Annotated in this window: 13 protein-coding genes and 1 riboswitch; of the genes, 7 read left to right on the forward strand and 6 right to left on the reverse strand. The window is 67.1% G+C overall.

The annotated features are described in order from the left end of the window. Window positions 1-16: 16 nt before the first annotated feature. The 3 genes from gcvT to ACS5PJ_RS17850 all read right to left on the reverse strand — a co-directional run bounded on the left by gcvT (window position 17) and on the right by ACS5PJ_RS17850 (window position 5,337). Window positions 17-1,129, reverse strand: a complete 1,113-nt coding sequence (gene gcvT, locus ACS5PJ_RS17840; RefSeq protein ID WP_439436195.1) for a glycine cleavage system aminomethyltransferase GcvT — start codon at window positions 1,127-1,129, stop codon at window positions 17-19. A gap of 11 nt (window positions 1,130-1,140) precedes the next feature. Beyond that, window positions 1,141-3,993, reverse strand: coding sequence for an aminomethyl-transferring glycine dehydrogenase (gene gcvP, locus ACS5PJ_RS17845; protein WP_439436196.1), 2,853 nt, complete (start codon window positions 3,991-3,993; stop codon window positions 1,141-1,143). A gap of 160 nt (window positions 3,994-4,153) precedes the next feature. Continuing rightward, window positions 4,154-4,251: riboswitch (glycine riboswitch) on the reverse strand. Window positions 4,252-4,635: 384 nt separating this feature from the next. Further along, a complete protein-coding gene (locus tag ACS5PJ_RS17850) occupies window positions 4,636-5,337 on the reverse strand; it encodes an SMI1/KNR4 family protein (RefSeq protein ID WP_439436197.1) in 702 nt (233 codons plus the stop codon). A 180-nt stretch (window positions 5,338-5,517) separates the two neighbouring features. On the opposite strand from ACS5PJ_RS17850, the gene ACS5PJ_RS17855 reads away from it, so the two are divergent. After that, window positions 5,518-5,742 carry a PLDc N-terminal domain-containing protein gene (locus tag ACS5PJ_RS17855; RefSeq protein ID WP_439436198.1) on the forward strand — a complete coding sequence of 75 codons (225 nt, stop codon included), beginning with the start codon at window positions 5,518-5,520 and terminating at the stop codon, window positions 5,740-5,742. Here ACS5PJ_RS17855 and ACS5PJ_RS17860 read toward each other — a convergent pair. From ACS5PJ_RS17860 to ACS5PJ_RS17870, 3 genes are read right to left on the reverse strand one after another with little or no spacing between them, the layout of a single operon-like run. Beyond that, the gene (locus ACS5PJ_RS17860; protein ID WP_439436199.1) at window positions 5,739-6,860 is read right to left on the reverse strand and encodes a cation diffusion facilitator family transporter; all 1,122 of its coding nucleotides are present in this window, start codon (window positions 6,858-6,860) and stop codon (window positions 5,739-5,741) included. The genes ACS5PJ_RS17855 and ACS5PJ_RS17860 overlap by 4 nt on opposite strands. Further along, the gene (locus ACS5PJ_RS17865; protein ID WP_439436200.1) at window positions 6,857-7,231 is read right to left on the reverse strand and encodes an ArsR/SmtB family transcription factor; all 375 of its coding nucleotides are present in this window, start codon (window positions 7,229-7,231) and stop codon (window positions 6,857-6,859) included. Before ACS5PJ_RS17865 ends, ACS5PJ_RS17860 begins: the two co-directional genes overlap by 4 nt. 12 nt (window positions 7,232-7,243) lie before the next feature. Next, on the reverse strand, window positions 7,244-7,912 hold the full coding sequence (locus ACS5PJ_RS17870; RefSeq protein WP_439436201.1) for a PAS and ANTAR domain-containing protein: 669 nt from the start codon (window positions 7,910-7,912) through the stop codon (window positions 7,244-7,246). Window positions 7,913-8,193: 281 nt separating this feature from the next. On the opposite strand from ACS5PJ_RS17870, the gene ACS5PJ_RS17875 reads away from it, so the two are divergent. The 6 genes from ACS5PJ_RS17875 to ACS5PJ_RS17900 all read left to right on the forward strand — a co-directional run bounded on the left by ACS5PJ_RS17875 (window position 8,194) and on the right by ACS5PJ_RS17900 (window position 13,308). Then, a complete protein-coding gene (locus tag ACS5PJ_RS17875) occupies window positions 8,194-8,406 on the forward strand; it encodes a hypothetical protein (protein WP_439436202.1) in 213 nt (70 codons plus the stop codon). Beyond that, window positions 8,403-10,661: a heavy metal translocating P-type ATPase gene (locus tag ACS5PJ_RS17880; protein WP_439436203.1), complete on the forward strand. Its 2,259-nt coding sequence runs from the start codon at window positions 8,403-8,405 to the stop codon at window positions 10,659-10,661. The genes ACS5PJ_RS17875 and ACS5PJ_RS17880 overlap by 4 nt, the downstream gene beginning before the upstream one ends. Before the next feature lie 80 nt (window positions 10,662-10,741). After that, window positions 10,742-11,209: a hypothetical protein gene (locus ACS5PJ_RS17885; RefSeq protein WP_439436204.1), complete on the forward strand. Its 468-nt coding sequence runs from the start codon at window positions 10,742-10,744 to the stop codon at window positions 11,207-11,209. A gap of 61 nt (window positions 11,210-11,270) precedes the next feature. Next, window positions 11,271-11,897, forward strand: a complete 627-nt coding sequence (locus ACS5PJ_RS17890; protein WP_439436205.1) for a DUF305 domain-containing protein — start codon at window positions 11,271-11,273, stop codon at window positions 11,895-11,897. A gap of 83 nt (window positions 11,898-11,980) precedes the next feature. Next, window positions 11,981-12,454 carry a GNAT family N-acetyltransferase gene (locus ACS5PJ_RS17895; protein ID WP_439436206.1) on the forward strand — a complete coding sequence of 158 codons (474 nt, stop codon included), beginning with the start codon at window positions 11,981-11,983 and terminating at the stop codon, window positions 12,452-12,454. 188 nt (window positions 12,455-12,642) lie between these two features. After that, window positions 12,643-13,308, forward strand: a complete 666-nt coding sequence (locus ACS5PJ_RS17900) for an arsenate reductase/protein-tyrosine-phosphatase family protein (protein ID WP_439436207.1) — start codon at window positions 12,643-12,645, stop codon at window positions 13,306-13,308. The last annotated feature ends 96 nt before the right edge of the window (window positions 13,309-13,404 follow it).

Consider the following 13,404-nt stretch of genomic DNA (forward strand, 5'->3'; position numbering starts at 1 on the left):
CCCAGGGCGCGAGAGGTTACTTAGCGCGCTTGTAGAACGGGAGGGCGACGACCTCGAACGGCTCTGCCTTGCCGCGGAGATCGATGTCCAGGGCTGTGCCGATTTCGGTGTAGGCGACGTCGACGTAGGCCATCGCGACCGGGTAGCCCAGCGTAGGTGAAGGCTGGCCGGAGGTCACTTCGCCCACCTGGACGCCGTCCTTGAGGACCGGGTAGTGGCCGCGGCCTGCACGCCGTCCGAGGCCCTTGAGGCCCACGAGCTTCTGCTTGGGACCGGCCTCCTTGGCGGCTTCGAGTGCGGCGCGGCCCACGAAGTCGCCTTCCTTGGACTTGAGCGCAACTACGGGGCCGAGGCCGGCGTCGAACGGTGAACGCTCGAGCGAAAGCTCGTTGCCGTAGAGCGGCATGCCGGCTTCGAGGCGGAGCGAGTCGCGGGAGGCGAGGCCGCACGGAATAATGCCGAACTCTTCCCCGGCTTCGGCGACCTTCGCCCACAGGTCCGCGGCGTCGGCGTTCGGGATGAACAGCTCGAAGCCGTCCTCGCCGGTGTAGCCGGTGCTGGCCAGGATGACGCGGTGCCCGGCGATGGTGAGTTCGTTGAACGCGTAGTACTTCAGGTCCGTCACCAGCGGGTGCTGGGCCTCAGCAGTCAGCTTCAGCAGGATGGCCTCGGCCTTCGGGCCCTGTACGGCGATCAGCGATGTCTCGGCAGAGACGTCGCTGACGGTGACGTCGAAGTTGGCTGCGCGCTCGGCGAGGGCGGCGGCGACGGTGGGGGCGTTGCCCGCGTTGGGGACCACGAGGTACTTCCCGTCCCCGAACCGGTAGACGATGAGGTCATCGATGATGCCGCCGTCGGGGTTGCAGATGAGCGAATACTTGGCCTTGCCATCCGCGATCGCGGAGAGCTTGCCCACCAGGGCGTAGTCCAGGAACGCGCCGGCTTCGGGGCCGGTGACCCAGACTTCGCCCATGTGGGAGAGGTCGAACAGGCCGGCGGCCTTGCGGACCGCGTGGTGCTCTGCCAGCTCGGAGGAATACTTCAGGGGCATCTGCCAGCCACCGAAATCGGTGAAGGAGGCGCCGAGTTTCTTGTGCTCTTCGTAGAGAGCCGTGTAGTTCTCAGTCATGTCAAAACCCTTCAGTTTTCGAATTCGGACAGCGGCGGGCAGGAGCAGACAAGGTTGCGGTCGCCGGCGGCGCCGTCGATCCGGCCTACGGGCGGGAAGTACTTGTCCTGCCGGAGCGTGTGGACCGGGAAGACTGCCTGTTCGCGCGGGTAGGTCCGGTCCCATTCGGTGCTGATCACGGCGGCCGCGGTGTGCGGTGCGTTCCGCAGCGGCGACTCCGCGACCGTGAAGTCACCGGCAGCGACCTGGTCGATTTCCTTGCGGATGATGACCATGGCCTCGATGAACCTATCGATCTCGGCCAGGTCCTCGGACTCGGTGGGCTCCACCATCAGGGTGCCGGCCACCGGGAAGGACAGGGTGGGGGCGTGGAAGCCGAAGTCGATGAGGCGCTTGGCCACATCCTCAGCTGTCACGCCGGTCTTGGCGGTCAGGTCGCGCAGGTCCAGGATGCACTCGTGCGCAACCAGTCCGCCTTCACCGGTGTAGAGGACCGGGAAGTAGTCGTTGAGCCGGGCCGCGATGTAGTTGGCCGCAAGCAGTGCCGACTTGGTGGCTTCGGTCAGGCCCTGGCCGCCCATGAGCTTCACATACGCCCAGGAGATCGGCAGGACCCCTGCCGAGCCAAAGCGCGACGCGGAGATGGCAACGCCGTGCCCTGCTTCGTGTGCGGCCTTGTTGGCATCGCCGGGCATGAAAGGTGCCAGGTGCGCCTTGGCAGCGACCGGTCCCACGCCGGGTCCGCCGCCGCCGTGCGGGATGCAGAAGGTCTTGTGCAGGTTCAGGTGCGAGACGTCCCCGCCGAACTTGCCCGGCTGTGCGAGGCCCACGAGGGCGTTGAGGTTGGCGCCGTCCACGTAGACCTGGCCACCGGCGGCGTGGATTGCGTCGCAGACCTCGCGGACATCGGCGTCGTAGACACCGTGCGTGGAGGGGTAGGTGATCATGATGGCCGAGAGAACGTCCTTGTGGGTCTCGATCTTGGCCTGCAGGTCAGCATGGTCGATGGTTCCATCGGCGGCCGTGGCGACGACGACCACCTTCATGCCGGCCAGGACGGCGGACGCGGCGTTCGTGCCGTGCGCCGAGGCCGGGATCAGGCAGACGTTGCGCTGGACGTCACCGCGGGAGTGGTGGTAGCCGCGGATTGCCAGCAGGCCGGCGAGCTCGCCCTGGGAACCGGCGTTGGGCTGGATGGAGACCTGGTCGTAGCCGGTGATCTCCGCCAGGTCAGCTTCCAGGCCGGTGATCAGTTCGCGCCAGCCCACGGTCTGCGAATCGGGGGCGAAGGGGTGGATGGAGGCGAACTCCGGCCAGGAGATGGCTTCCATCTCGGCGGTGGCGTTCAGCTTCATCGTGCACGAGCCCAGCGGGATCATGGTGCGGTCCAGTGCCAGGTCCCGGTCGGAGAGCTTCCGGATGTAGCGGAGCAGCTGAGTCTCGGAACGGTGCGTGTTGAACACCGGGTGCTGCAGGTATTCGGAGGTGCGCAGCACGGCCGCGGGCAGCTCGAGGCCTTCCGCCTCCCCAACGGGACCGGCGCCGAAGGCGACTGCCACCGCGGAGAGGACCTGCGGCGTCGTGGTTTCATCAACGGACACGCCAACGGTGTCCGCGTCGATCAGGCGGAGGTTGATGCCCCGGGCCTCGGCGGCGGAGATGACCTTGGCGGCCTTGCCGGGGACCTTGACTGTCAGGGTGTCGAAGAAGGAGTCGCTCACCAGTTCGCGGCCTGCGAACTTCAGTGTGGCGGCGAGGGTGCGGGCGTTGTTGTGGACGGTCTCGGCGATCGCCTTCAGCCCGTCCGGGCCGTGGTAGACGGCGTAGAAGGAGGACACGATGGCCAGGAGGGCCTGCGCGGTGCAGATGTTGGAGGTGGCCTTCTCGCGGCGGATGTGCTGCTCGCGGGTCTGCAGGGCAAGGCGGTAGGCGGGGACGCCCGCGTTGTCCTTGGAGACGCCCACGATGCGGCCGGGGAGGGTGCGTTCCATGCCTTCGCGGACGGCCATGTAGGCGGCGTGCGGTCCGCCGAAGAACAGCGGGACACCGAAGCGCTGGGTGGAGCCGACGGCGATGTCCGCGCCCTGCTCCCCCGGAGCCGTGATCAGGGTCAATGCCAGGAGGTCGGCTGCGACCGTGACCAGGGCGCCGCGCTCTTTGGCTTCGGCGATGACCGGGGACTGATCCCAGACGCGGCCGGAAACGCCGGGCTGCTGGAGGACCACACCGTTGATCTCACCCTCGGGCAGGCCGTTGGAGAGGTCGGCGACCTCCACCTCGAAGCCGAGTGCCTCGGCGCGGCCGAGGACGATGGCGATGGTCTGCGGGAGGCAGTCGGCGTCCAGGACGGTCTTGCCGTCCTTGGCCGTCTTGTTCTTGTTGGCGCGGCGCATCAGGAGCACGGCTTCGGCGACGGCGGTGGCTTCGTCAAGGAGGGAAGCGTTGGCCACGGGGAGCGCGGTGAGGTCCTGGACCATGGTCTGGAAGTTCAGGAGGGCCTCGAGCCGGCCCTGGGAGATTTCGGGCTGGTACGGGGTGTATGCGGTGTACCAGGCCGGGGCCTCGAGGATGTTCCGGCGGATCACGGCGGGAGTGACGGTGTCGTAGTAGCCCTGGCCGATCATCTGCACGGCCGTCTTGTTCTTGCCCGCGAGCTTACGGAGCTCGGTAAGGACCTGGACTTCGCTCAGTGCGCTGTCCAGGCTGAGGGGGGACTCCTGGCGGATGGAGTCGGGAACGGCAACGTCCACGAGGCCGTCAACGGTGTCGTAGCCGACGGCTTTGAGCATGGTGTCGATGTCGGCCTGGCGGCGGGCACCGATATGCCGATCGGCAAAGGTGGTGGGGGACGACTGGACTGTCATGAAGGAACTCCATAATTCAGGTGGCGTGCTGGGTACGCCACATTGATTCGGGTTCCTCCCCGCTCTGTATTGGACCTGAGAGTTTCCGCGGCACCTGCTGTTCGCAGGGTGCTGCTTGCACCGTCGGTGAGCCCGTTGCCGGACTGCTTTCCAGAGTTGCCTAACCGCGGCGGTACGTGTGCCTGAGAGATTCCTGGGGAGGGTTTGCTCCTACGGCGCCTGCTGAACGTACCGGCAGGACTCTCCCGCCGCAGATCAAAAGCATGTGTCACGTCATCCGTGACACGCCTCACAGCTTAGCGGGGTTCCGGCCGGCCCGCAATTCTTCCGGCCGGGATCATCGTCACAGTCCCCCCGGTCCCCACCCCACCCCACCCGTCACACCCTCTGGCACTTCCCGCCGCCTTTCCCCCGACGCTCTTTCACTTGATGTCGCTTTTTCCCCAACGCTCTGGCACGTCCGGATTCGACCGAAGGTGCCAGAGCGTTGCTCTAAAAGCGTCCGTAAGTGAGAGAGCGTTGCGCCTAAAGCGACAGGAGGTGCCAGAGCGTTGCTCAAAAAAAGCCGCGGAAAGTGCCAGAGCGTTTGGGCAGGGCGGACGACGGCGGCACTCGTCACGCCCTGCACGCTTTTGGGCCGCCTCAGGCGCCAGCCGAGTACTCCCACGTCAGCGCGCCGTTTACCACTCCGGGGTTGCGGGACAGGGCGGCCTGCCCGGATTCGAGGCTGGCCAGCGTCTCGTCCAGGAGCACTTCGACCGAGGGCCAGATCGCGGGACGCCAGTCGGCCTCGCCCTTGAAATACTCGCCAACGCAGCCGTGCTGATGCCCGGCCCTGAGGTCGACGAACAGAACGTCGCCGGAACCGTCTTCGGCGATTGGCAGGAAGGGCGGGATGAACATGGAAGCCCTGGTACCGGCGTCGTCGGCTTCAGCCTTTGCCGGGTCATAGGGTTTCTGAGGTTCCGGCAGAGGGACACCGCTGCCGGCCTGGTGGACAGCCCTCAGGTTCCGGTAAAGGGGCGAGTTCCGTTGCCGATCGAACTCGGCGTTCGCTGCCTCCCCGATCTGCGCCTCGATGCCGAGCAGCATCCGACGCGTCCTCCCGGCTTCTTCCAGTGGAAGTGGCCGATACCCCGGGTAAATGTAGCCCGCCGTCGAGCGTTCCGCGCCGTCAGCCAGCCGGTAAAGGGTGGACAGCCCGCCGGGCCAGCCGTTCGGCGACTCCCCTTCCAACGAGCGGATCAAGGACTCAGCGGCAGGCGGCCGTATGGCGTTCGCCGTCTCCGGGGCGTTGCCATTCAGCCAACCGGCGATTCCTGCCCAGCTCTCCTCGACACCCATCACGCGGGCTCAGGCCGAAAGCCTTGGACCAAGAGAACAAGCCACATACCAAGCAGCGTGATGACCATTCCCATGCCGGAAGCCTATTCCTTCAGCGGGGAGCCGGCTCGTTGCCGCTCCGCCGTCGGCCGTCATGTTCCGGGCGGCCGGAAACCCAGGATACCGGCGCATACTTGGATCATGGGCGACGCACTTGTCTTCTGGTTCCCTTTCATTGTCCTTGCCGCGGCGATAGTCGTTTGGGCCTACGGACTGGTTGACTTCGCGGGCACGGACGAGCGGCAGATCCGTACTTTCACCAGGCCCGTGTGGCTGGTGATCCTGATTTTCGGAAATGCCCTGGGAGCGATCGCCTGGCTGATGGCAGGACGGCCCGTACACCCGTCGTCGCCACGACGGAACTAGGGCCGCTTCACCAACGGAACCACCGTGACCGAGCCGAGGTTGCCCAGTGAGCCGCGCACCTTCTCCTCCAGCCCGCGAACGACGACGGCGAACTCCGCCAGGTGCGTGCCGCCGTCGGCCGGTACCGTGATTTCCGCGTGCAGGCGGTGGCCGCTCCACCGCAGCCGGGAGGTACTCCCCTCCGGCGCGCTCTCCGTAACCAGCGCGGCGAGCCGTTCCGACAGGGCAGGATCGACGCCGTCCAGGAGCCTACGTCCGACGTCGCGGACGGTGCCCCACAGCAGGACGCCGATGGCGGCGGAAATGAGCAGCCCGACGATGGGGTCCGCGAGCGGGAATCCCAGCCAGACGCCGACGACGCCGGCCACGACAGCCAGCGACGTGAAGCCGTCCGTCCGGGCATGGATCCCGTCCGCCAGCAGCGCAGCGGAGCCGATCCGGCGGCCCACCCTGATCCGGTAGATCGCCACCAGCTCGTTGCCGGCGAAGCCCACCAGGCCGGCAGCCAGCACCCAGCCCAGGTTGTGCACGGGCTGCGGCTCGAAGAAGCGGCGGATGGATTCGACGGCGGCCACCACCGCCGAGAGTGCGATCATGGCTACGATGAACAGGCCCGCCAGATCCTCCGCCTTGCCCAGGCCGTAGGTGAACGTCCGGGAAGCCGGCCTGCGCCCGAGCACGAACGCGATCCAGAGCGGGACGGCGGTCAGGGCGTCGGAGAAGTTGTGGACCGTGTCCGCCAGCAACGCCACGGAGCCGCTGATCAGGACGATGGCCAGCTGGAACAGTGAGGTTGCGCCGAGGCCCAGCAACGAGACCTTGACGGCGCGGATGCCCTGGGCGCTGCTCTCCAGGGCATCATCCACCGAGTCCGCGGAATCGTGGGAGTGCGGGATGAACAGTTCCTTGAGCCAGCCCTTGAACCCCGTGGCGTGGACGTGGGCGTCGTCGTGCGAGTGACCGTCGTGGCTGTGCGAGTGGCCGTCGTGCGAGTGACCGTCGTGGCTGTGCGAGTGGCCGTCGTGCGGGTGGCCGTCGTGGCTGTGGTGATGGCCGCCGTCGTCCGCTTCACCGTGCCCGTGCACATGGCTGCCGGTATCCGCCGGCCGGTGGCTCATTTCCCTGCCTCCGGCCGTGCGTGGGGCGTCATTCCGTGACGCGGCGCTGTTCCCAGTGCATGTTCGGCCTGGTGGATGGCGTCGGCCACCAGCTGCCAGGCGTGCCCGTCCTCCAGCCGGTAGAAGACTTTGGTGCCTTCCTGGCGGGTGGACACCATGCGTGCCAGCCGCATTTTTGCCAGGTGCTGGGACACCGCCGGGGCCGACTTGCCGGCGATCCCGGCGAGCGCGTTGACGGACAGTTCGCCGTCGCGGAGGGCCAGGATCAGGCGTACCCGCGTGGCGTCGGCGAGCATGGCGAAGACCTCCACCGCCAGTTCAACATACTGGCTGTCGGGGCCAAGTTCCTGAGCTTTCGTATCTGCATTCATACGCAGATACTGTCACCTGCGGCGGGAAGACTCAACTTTCAGCGCCCTCGCCTGCATCTCCCGGATGGCCGCATCCAGCTCGGCAGGTCCTTCCGGTAGCCCGGCCAGGCGCAGGATCTCGGCCGCCACCACGGCGAGCTTGAGGTTGCGGTGGCTGCTGTGGGTGACGAGCAGCTGGAAGGCCGCTTCGGAACCGATCAGGAGCCTGCCCATCAGGATGCCGCGGGCCTGGTCGATGATGCTGCGGGTTGCCGTGGCCGCCATCACTGCGGCGCGGGCAATGTGCTCCGTTTCCCGCCGCAGCGTGGAGGATAAGTCCAGCATGACGCCCTCCAGCGCAGTCACCTGGCCATCCTCGCCCTGGATCGCATCGCCGGAGGTGAGGACATGGCGGGTTACTCCCCGGGCATCGACAATCCGGTGATACATGCAGAAGTAACCGCCGGTCTGCAAAACCTTTGCCACGATCTCCTGGCAATGCTGCCTGTCGTCGGCATGCTTGTGGGAATAGAGCAGGTCCAGGGTGGGCACCACCTCGCCGCGCCGGTATCCGTGGACCTGATACATTCCATCCGACCACTCCACCGTCAACGAGGGAAACTTCACTTTGAAAGTGCCGGCCAGGCATGAAGCGTCCCCGAGGGCACTGGAATAGGTCACGGGGCTACTGAGCTCAGCCATATGGGCGCCTCCAAACAGTATCCGGCCACCGCCATTGGCAGCCAGCGTGCAGCAATCCACCCAGTATGGACACGAAGCTGTTCGCATTCATAGCCAGCCGATCCTCATTTGCAGCTCCCTGGGCCCGCGAGACACTTAAAGTCCTTGACTTGCATACCCCCTGGGGGTATCCTCAAGGTGTTGTCAGTGACGTGGTATGTCCCGGCGGGCGCCCAGGCGCCGGCCTTCACAGCCGTTCAACCCCAGCACCCATTGATCCGCTCCCAAGGAATGGAACTGACATGCGTGGAACTGAACACCGCACCGACAATCGGCCGGACCGGGCCCTGCTGCCACTGTTGGGGACTGCCGTCGCGGGCTGCAGCTGCTGCTCCCCCGCGGGGAACGCCGGCGTCTCCCGCGCTTCGGTGGGAACGAACCACGCCGGGATCCCGGCTGAGGCGGACACCGCCGTCGGGCAATTCTCCGGAAGCGGCGTGGAGGCGCAATCATGACTCACCCCTCAGACCACACGGGTCACGCCGGGCATACCGGCGACGCCGGGCACGGCAGCGACGCCGTCCATGCCGGCCACGCCGGGCACGGCAGCGGCGCCGACCACGCCGGCCACGCGCACGCCGGGCACGGAACCATGGCACCCGACGCTTCCGCCGAGATTGCCGAAAAGGCACCATCCCCAACCACCATGCACGCGCACCACGGTGGCCACGAGCCCCCGCACGGCCACGCCCCCGACGACGACCACGCCGTCCACAGCCATGGGCAGCATGCAGGCCACAGCACAGCCATGTTCAAGAACCGGTTCTGGCTCACACTGGTCCTGTCGGTTCCGGTGGTCTACTTCAGCCCCATGATGGGCGACATCCTGGGCTACATGGCGCCGGTTTTCCCCGGTTCGGCCTGGATCCCGCCCGTGCTGGGAACCGTCGTCTTCCTCTACGGCGGCCAGCCGTTCCTCAAGGGAGGCGTCCGGGAGCTGAAGGAGCGCCAGCCGGGAATGATGCTGCTGATCGCCATGGCCATCACCGTGGCGTTTGTGGCATCGTGGGTCACCAGCCTGGGAATCGGCGGATTCGATCTGGACTTCTGGTGGGAACTGGTGTTGCTGGTGGCCATCATGCTGCTGGGGCACTGGATCGAAATGCGGGCCCTCGGCTCGGCACAGGGCGCCCTTGATGCCCTCGCCGCGCTGCTCCCCGACGAAGCCGACCGCGTCACCGCCGACGGCACCGAGACCGTTCCCGTTTCCGAACTCCGCGAAGGCGACACCGTCCTGGTGCGCTCCGGGGCCAGGATGCCGGCCGACGGCACAGTGGTGGACGGCCAGGCCGAATTCGACGAGTCCATGATCACCGGCGAATCCAAAACCGTCCCCCGCACCGTGGGTGATTCCGTGGTGGCAGGGACCGTCGCCACCGACAACAGCGTCCGCGTCCGGGTCACCGCCGTCGGCGAAAACACGGCACTGGCCGGGATCCAGCGCCTGGTCGCCGAAGCGCAGGCCTCCTCGTCGAGGGCCCAGGCCCTGGCCGACCGGGCAGCCGCGTTCCTGTTCTACTTCGCCGCCGGCGCTGGTGTCATCACGTTCATCGTATGGACCATGCTGGGCAGCGTTCCCGAAGCCGTCACCCGGACCGTCACGGTGCTGGTCATCGCCTGCCCGCACGCCCTGGGCCTGGCCATTCCGCTGGTCATCGCCATCTCCACCGAGCAGGCGGCCCGGGCAGGTGTCCTCATCAAGAGCCGGATGGCGCTGGAACGGATGCGCACCGTCGACGTGGTGCTGTTCGACAAGACCGGCACCCTCACCACCGGCGCACCCGACCTCAAGGACGTCGCCGTGGCACCGGGCGTGGACCCGGACACCCTGCTGGCCCTCGCCGCCGCCGTCGAATCCGACAGCGAACATCCGGTGGCGCGGGCCATCGTCCGGGCCGCCCGCCAGCGGAACCTCACGCTCCCGCCGGCCACCGGATTCAGCTCGCTGACCGGACGCGGCGTCCTCGCCAGCGTGGACGGACGCACCGTCCACGTCGGCGGACCCGCGCTCCTGCGCGAGCTCGGCGTCGTCGAGCCTGACACTGTTGCCGTTTCCACCCGGGCGTGGATGGACCGCGGTGCCGCGGTGCTGCATGTAATCGACGACGGCGGCCGCGTCTTGGGTGCCGTGAGTCTCGAGGACGCCGTACGGACCGAGTCGCGGCAGGCCGTGGCAGCCCTTCAGAACCGCGGCGTGAAGGTTGCCATGATCACCGGTGACGCGCGCCAGGTGGCCCGGGCCGTCGCGGCGGACCTGCACATCGACGAGGTCTTCGCCGAGGTCCTGCCCGCAGACAAGGACAAGAAGGTGGCCGAGCTCCAGGCCCGCGGCCTGAAAGTGGCCATGGTGGGCGACGGCGTCAACGACTCCCCCGCGCTCGCCAGGGCCGAGGTGGGAATCGCCATTGGCGCCGGAACCGACGTCGCGATGGAATCGGCAGGCGTGGTCCTGGCCGGAAACGACCCGCGGGCGGTCCTGTCCATGCTGGACCTGTCCCGCGCCAGCTACCGGAAGATGTGGCAGAACCTGGTGTGGGCCACCGGCTACAACATCCTGGCCGTGCCGCTTGCCGCCGGCGTCCTGACCTTCGCCGGCGTGGTGCTTTCCCCCGCCGCCGGTGCGGTCCTGATGTCCCTCTCCACCATCGTGGTGGCCCTCAACGCCCAGCTGCTGCGTAGAGTGAAACTCAACCCGGCGGAAGTCCGTTGACCCCCATCAGACGCTCTCTCACATCCTGCAGCTTTCCTGCCAACGCTCTCTCACATCCTGCGGGATTTTCCCGGACGCTCTTGCAGCGGGGCGCCCTGATCACTGGGCTCCTGGCAATCATCGCCGGAATCCTCGGCATGCACGTGATGACCGGGAACCATGGCGTGCACGGCTCCGGCGGCAACCATGCGGCGGCCGCGTCGGTGGATCGGGTGCACCAGGGTGCCGGCGGGCATGCGGCGCATGCGGACGCTTCGGCCCATGCGGGCCATTCCGAGCACACCGGCCATTCCGAGCATTCCGGGGCTGGCGCGGTCACCGCACCTTCCTTCGTCTCCGACTCCTGCGCGGGCTCCTGCCCGGATCTCCAGGAGTCCGGCGGGGCCTGCGTCCCGTCCGCGAATACAAGCTCACTCACGGTCTTCCCTCCTCACGAGACCAGCGGTTCCTTCCGCTCCGTCGCGGAAACACCCAGCGGCCTGGCCAGAGCGGAAGCCTTCACTCCACCCAGCCCAACGCCCTGCGAATTGTCCATCAGCCGGACGTAGACCGGACTGCGCCACCACGAACCACCCATGGCACAGTCCCCTACGTTTTGAAGGACCTTCGATGAACACCAAGATTCGCAACATCTCGATCGCCGCTGCCCTGACGGCGTCGCTCGGCCTTGCCGGCTGCGCGGCCGGCTCCACCCCCGGCGGGAACACCATGCCCGGCATGCACGGCAGCTCAAGCCCCATGGCCAGCATGATGCCGGACGCCAACGCCGACCATAACCAGGCCGACATCATGTTCGCCCAGATGATGATCCCGCATCACGCCCAGGCGGTGGAGATGAGCGACATCATGCTGGCCAAACCCGGCATCCCGGCCGACGTCACCAGCCTCGCCACCAGGATCAAGGACGCCCAGGCACCTGAAATCAAGACGATGACTGGCTGGCTGAAGACCTGGAACCAGCCCACCGGCATGATGGGCGGCACCGCCATGCCCGGGCACTCGATGGGCGGCATGGTGGATCCGGAGGGCATCGCCAAGCTCAAGTCAGCCTCCGGCACGGAAGCTGTCCGGCTGTTCCTCACCCAGATGATCGGCCACCACGAGGGCGCCATCACCATGGCACAGCAGGAGATCTCGGCCGGCAAGTACCCGGAAGCCATTGAACTCTGCCGGCACATCGTCACCTCGCAGGAAGCGGAGATCGTGGAGATGAAGGCGCTGCTCGCCGGCCTCTGACCCCCACCACTCTCTGGCACTTCCTGTCCCTTTTGCCCGACCCTCTGGCACTACCCGCGAGAGGGTCGGGTAAATTTCTGGGGGTGATAATCATCGACCGTGACCACCCTCCCCGCGAGGACGTTTACCAACTCCTGAGCGAGCATCTGGCAGATATGTTTGCCACTTCGCCGGCCGAAAGTGTGCACGCGCTGGACCCTTCGGCGCTGTCCGGACCGTCCATCACCTTCTGGACGGCCCGGGAGGACGGCGAACTTCTGGGATGCGGCGCCCTCAAGCTGCTCGATTCCCCTCAACGTGCAGGCAAACTCGGCGAGATCAAGTCCATGCGCACCGCAGCAGGTGCGCGCGGACGCGGCGTCGCCACCCTCATGCTCAACCACATCCTCGAGGAAGCTCGAGGCGGCAACTTCGCGCACATCTATCTCGAGACGGGGACCGAGGACTACTTCGCTCCCGCACGGCGGCTTTATGCCCGGAACGGATTCACCCCCTGCCCGCCCTTTGCCGACTACGTACCGGATCCGAACAGCGTCTTCATGGAACTCCGGCTCTGACAGGACCTGCCAGAGCGTCCCGAAAGAGCCGACAGGACCTGCCAGAGCGTCAGGGAAAAGGCGACAGGAAGTGCCAGAGGGTCGGGGTTGGGGGGAGGGTGTGGGGCGCCGGGCGTGTTGAGGCGTGTTAAGTTGAAAGATACGTCTGGCCGCACCGGTCGGCCGTCCCGGCTGGAAAGAGAAGCTCCGTGGCATCCACCGCATCTGCCCCCGCACCAGTGAGGATCCTGACCGTCTGCACCGGCAACATCTGCCGCTCCCCCGTGGCCGAACGGCTGCTGCAGGCAGGGCTGGACCAGGTGATGCCCGGCGGGTTCGTGGTGACCAGCGCCGGAACCCGGGCCATGGTGGGCGACCCCATGCAGCCGCTGTCCGGCGACATCGTCCGCACCTACGGCGGGAACCCGGACGGCTTCGTGTCCCGGCAGCTGACCAGCAAGATCCTGCGCGGCGTGGACCTGGTGCTCACCATGACCTCCGGCCACCGCGGCGAGGTCCTCCAGCTGGACGCCTCCCTGCTCAAACGCACCTTCACCATCCGCGAATTCGCGCGCATGCTCGACGTCCTGGACGACCGTGCAGACACTGCAGCGGGCACTGCAGCGGACAGTGCCGCGCAACGTCCTGCAGCGGCCGACGGCGGCGATCCCCTCAGTGCCAACACCGCCTTCTGGCGGGGGCTCCCCGCCCGGGCAGCGTCCGTCCGCCACCTGTCGCTGCCCGCCGATTCCTCGGAGAACGACATCATCGACCCCTACCGGCGCAGCCCCGATGTCTACCGCCAGATGGAAGACGAACTGGCCCCCGCTATCGTGTCCGTTCTGCGCCACGCCCGCGTGAACCTCCCGGCCTGATTTCCCCGCCTGCTTCCCCGGCGAGCCGGCCCACCGGGCCCGTGCGTCCGCCGTCGTCATTCTTGTGGAAACGTTGCGGAAACGACACAGTCCATG

It is taken from the genome of Pseudarthrobacter cremeus, from assembly GCF_051857465.1.
Taxonomy (GTDB): domain Bacteria; phylum Actinomycetota; class Actinomycetes; order Actinomycetales; family Micrococcaceae; genus Arthrobacter.

Excerpts from the sequence above, each read along its gene's own strand:
- ACS5PJ_RS17890 (WP_439436205.1), top strand. The coding sequence starts at position 11,271 with ATGAACACCAAGATTCGCAACATCTCGATCGCCGCTGCCCTGACGGCG.
- gcvT (WP_439436195.1), bottom strand. The coding sequence starts at position 1,129 with ATGACTGAGAACTACACGGCTCTCTACGAAGAGCACAAGAAACTCGGC.
- ACS5PJ_RS17860 (WP_439436199.1), bottom strand. The coding sequence starts at position 6,860 with ATGAGCCACCGGCCGGCGGATACCGGCAGCCATGTGCACGGGCACGGT.
- ACS5PJ_RS17880 (WP_439436203.1), top strand. The coding sequence starts at position 8,403 with ATGACTCACCCCTCAGACCACACGGGTCACGCCGGGCATACCGGCGAC.
- ACS5PJ_RS17870 (WP_439436201.1), bottom strand. The coding sequence starts at position 7,912 with ATGGCTGAGCTCAGTAGCCCCGTGACCTATTCCAGTGCCCTCGGGGAC.
- ACS5PJ_RS17850 (WP_439436197.1), bottom strand. The coding sequence starts at position 5,337 with ATGGGTGTCGAGGAGAGCTGGGCAGGAATCGCCGGTTGGCTGAATGGC.
- gcvP (WP_439436196.1), bottom strand. The coding sequence starts at position 3,993 with ATGACAGTCCAGTCGTCCCCCACCACCTTTGCCGATCGGCATATCGGT.
- ACS5PJ_RS17875 (WP_439436202.1), top strand. The coding sequence starts at position 8,194 with ATGCGTGGAACTGAACACCGCACCGACAATCGGCCGGACCGGGCCCTG.
- ACS5PJ_RS17855 (WP_439436198.1), top strand. The coding sequence starts at position 5,518 with ATGGGCGACGCACTTGTCTTCTGGTTCCCTTTCATTGTCCTTGCCGCG.
- ACS5PJ_RS17865 (WP_439436200.1), bottom strand. The coding sequence starts at position 7,231 with ATGAATGCAGATACGAAAGCTCAGGAACTTGGCCCCGACAGCCAGTAT.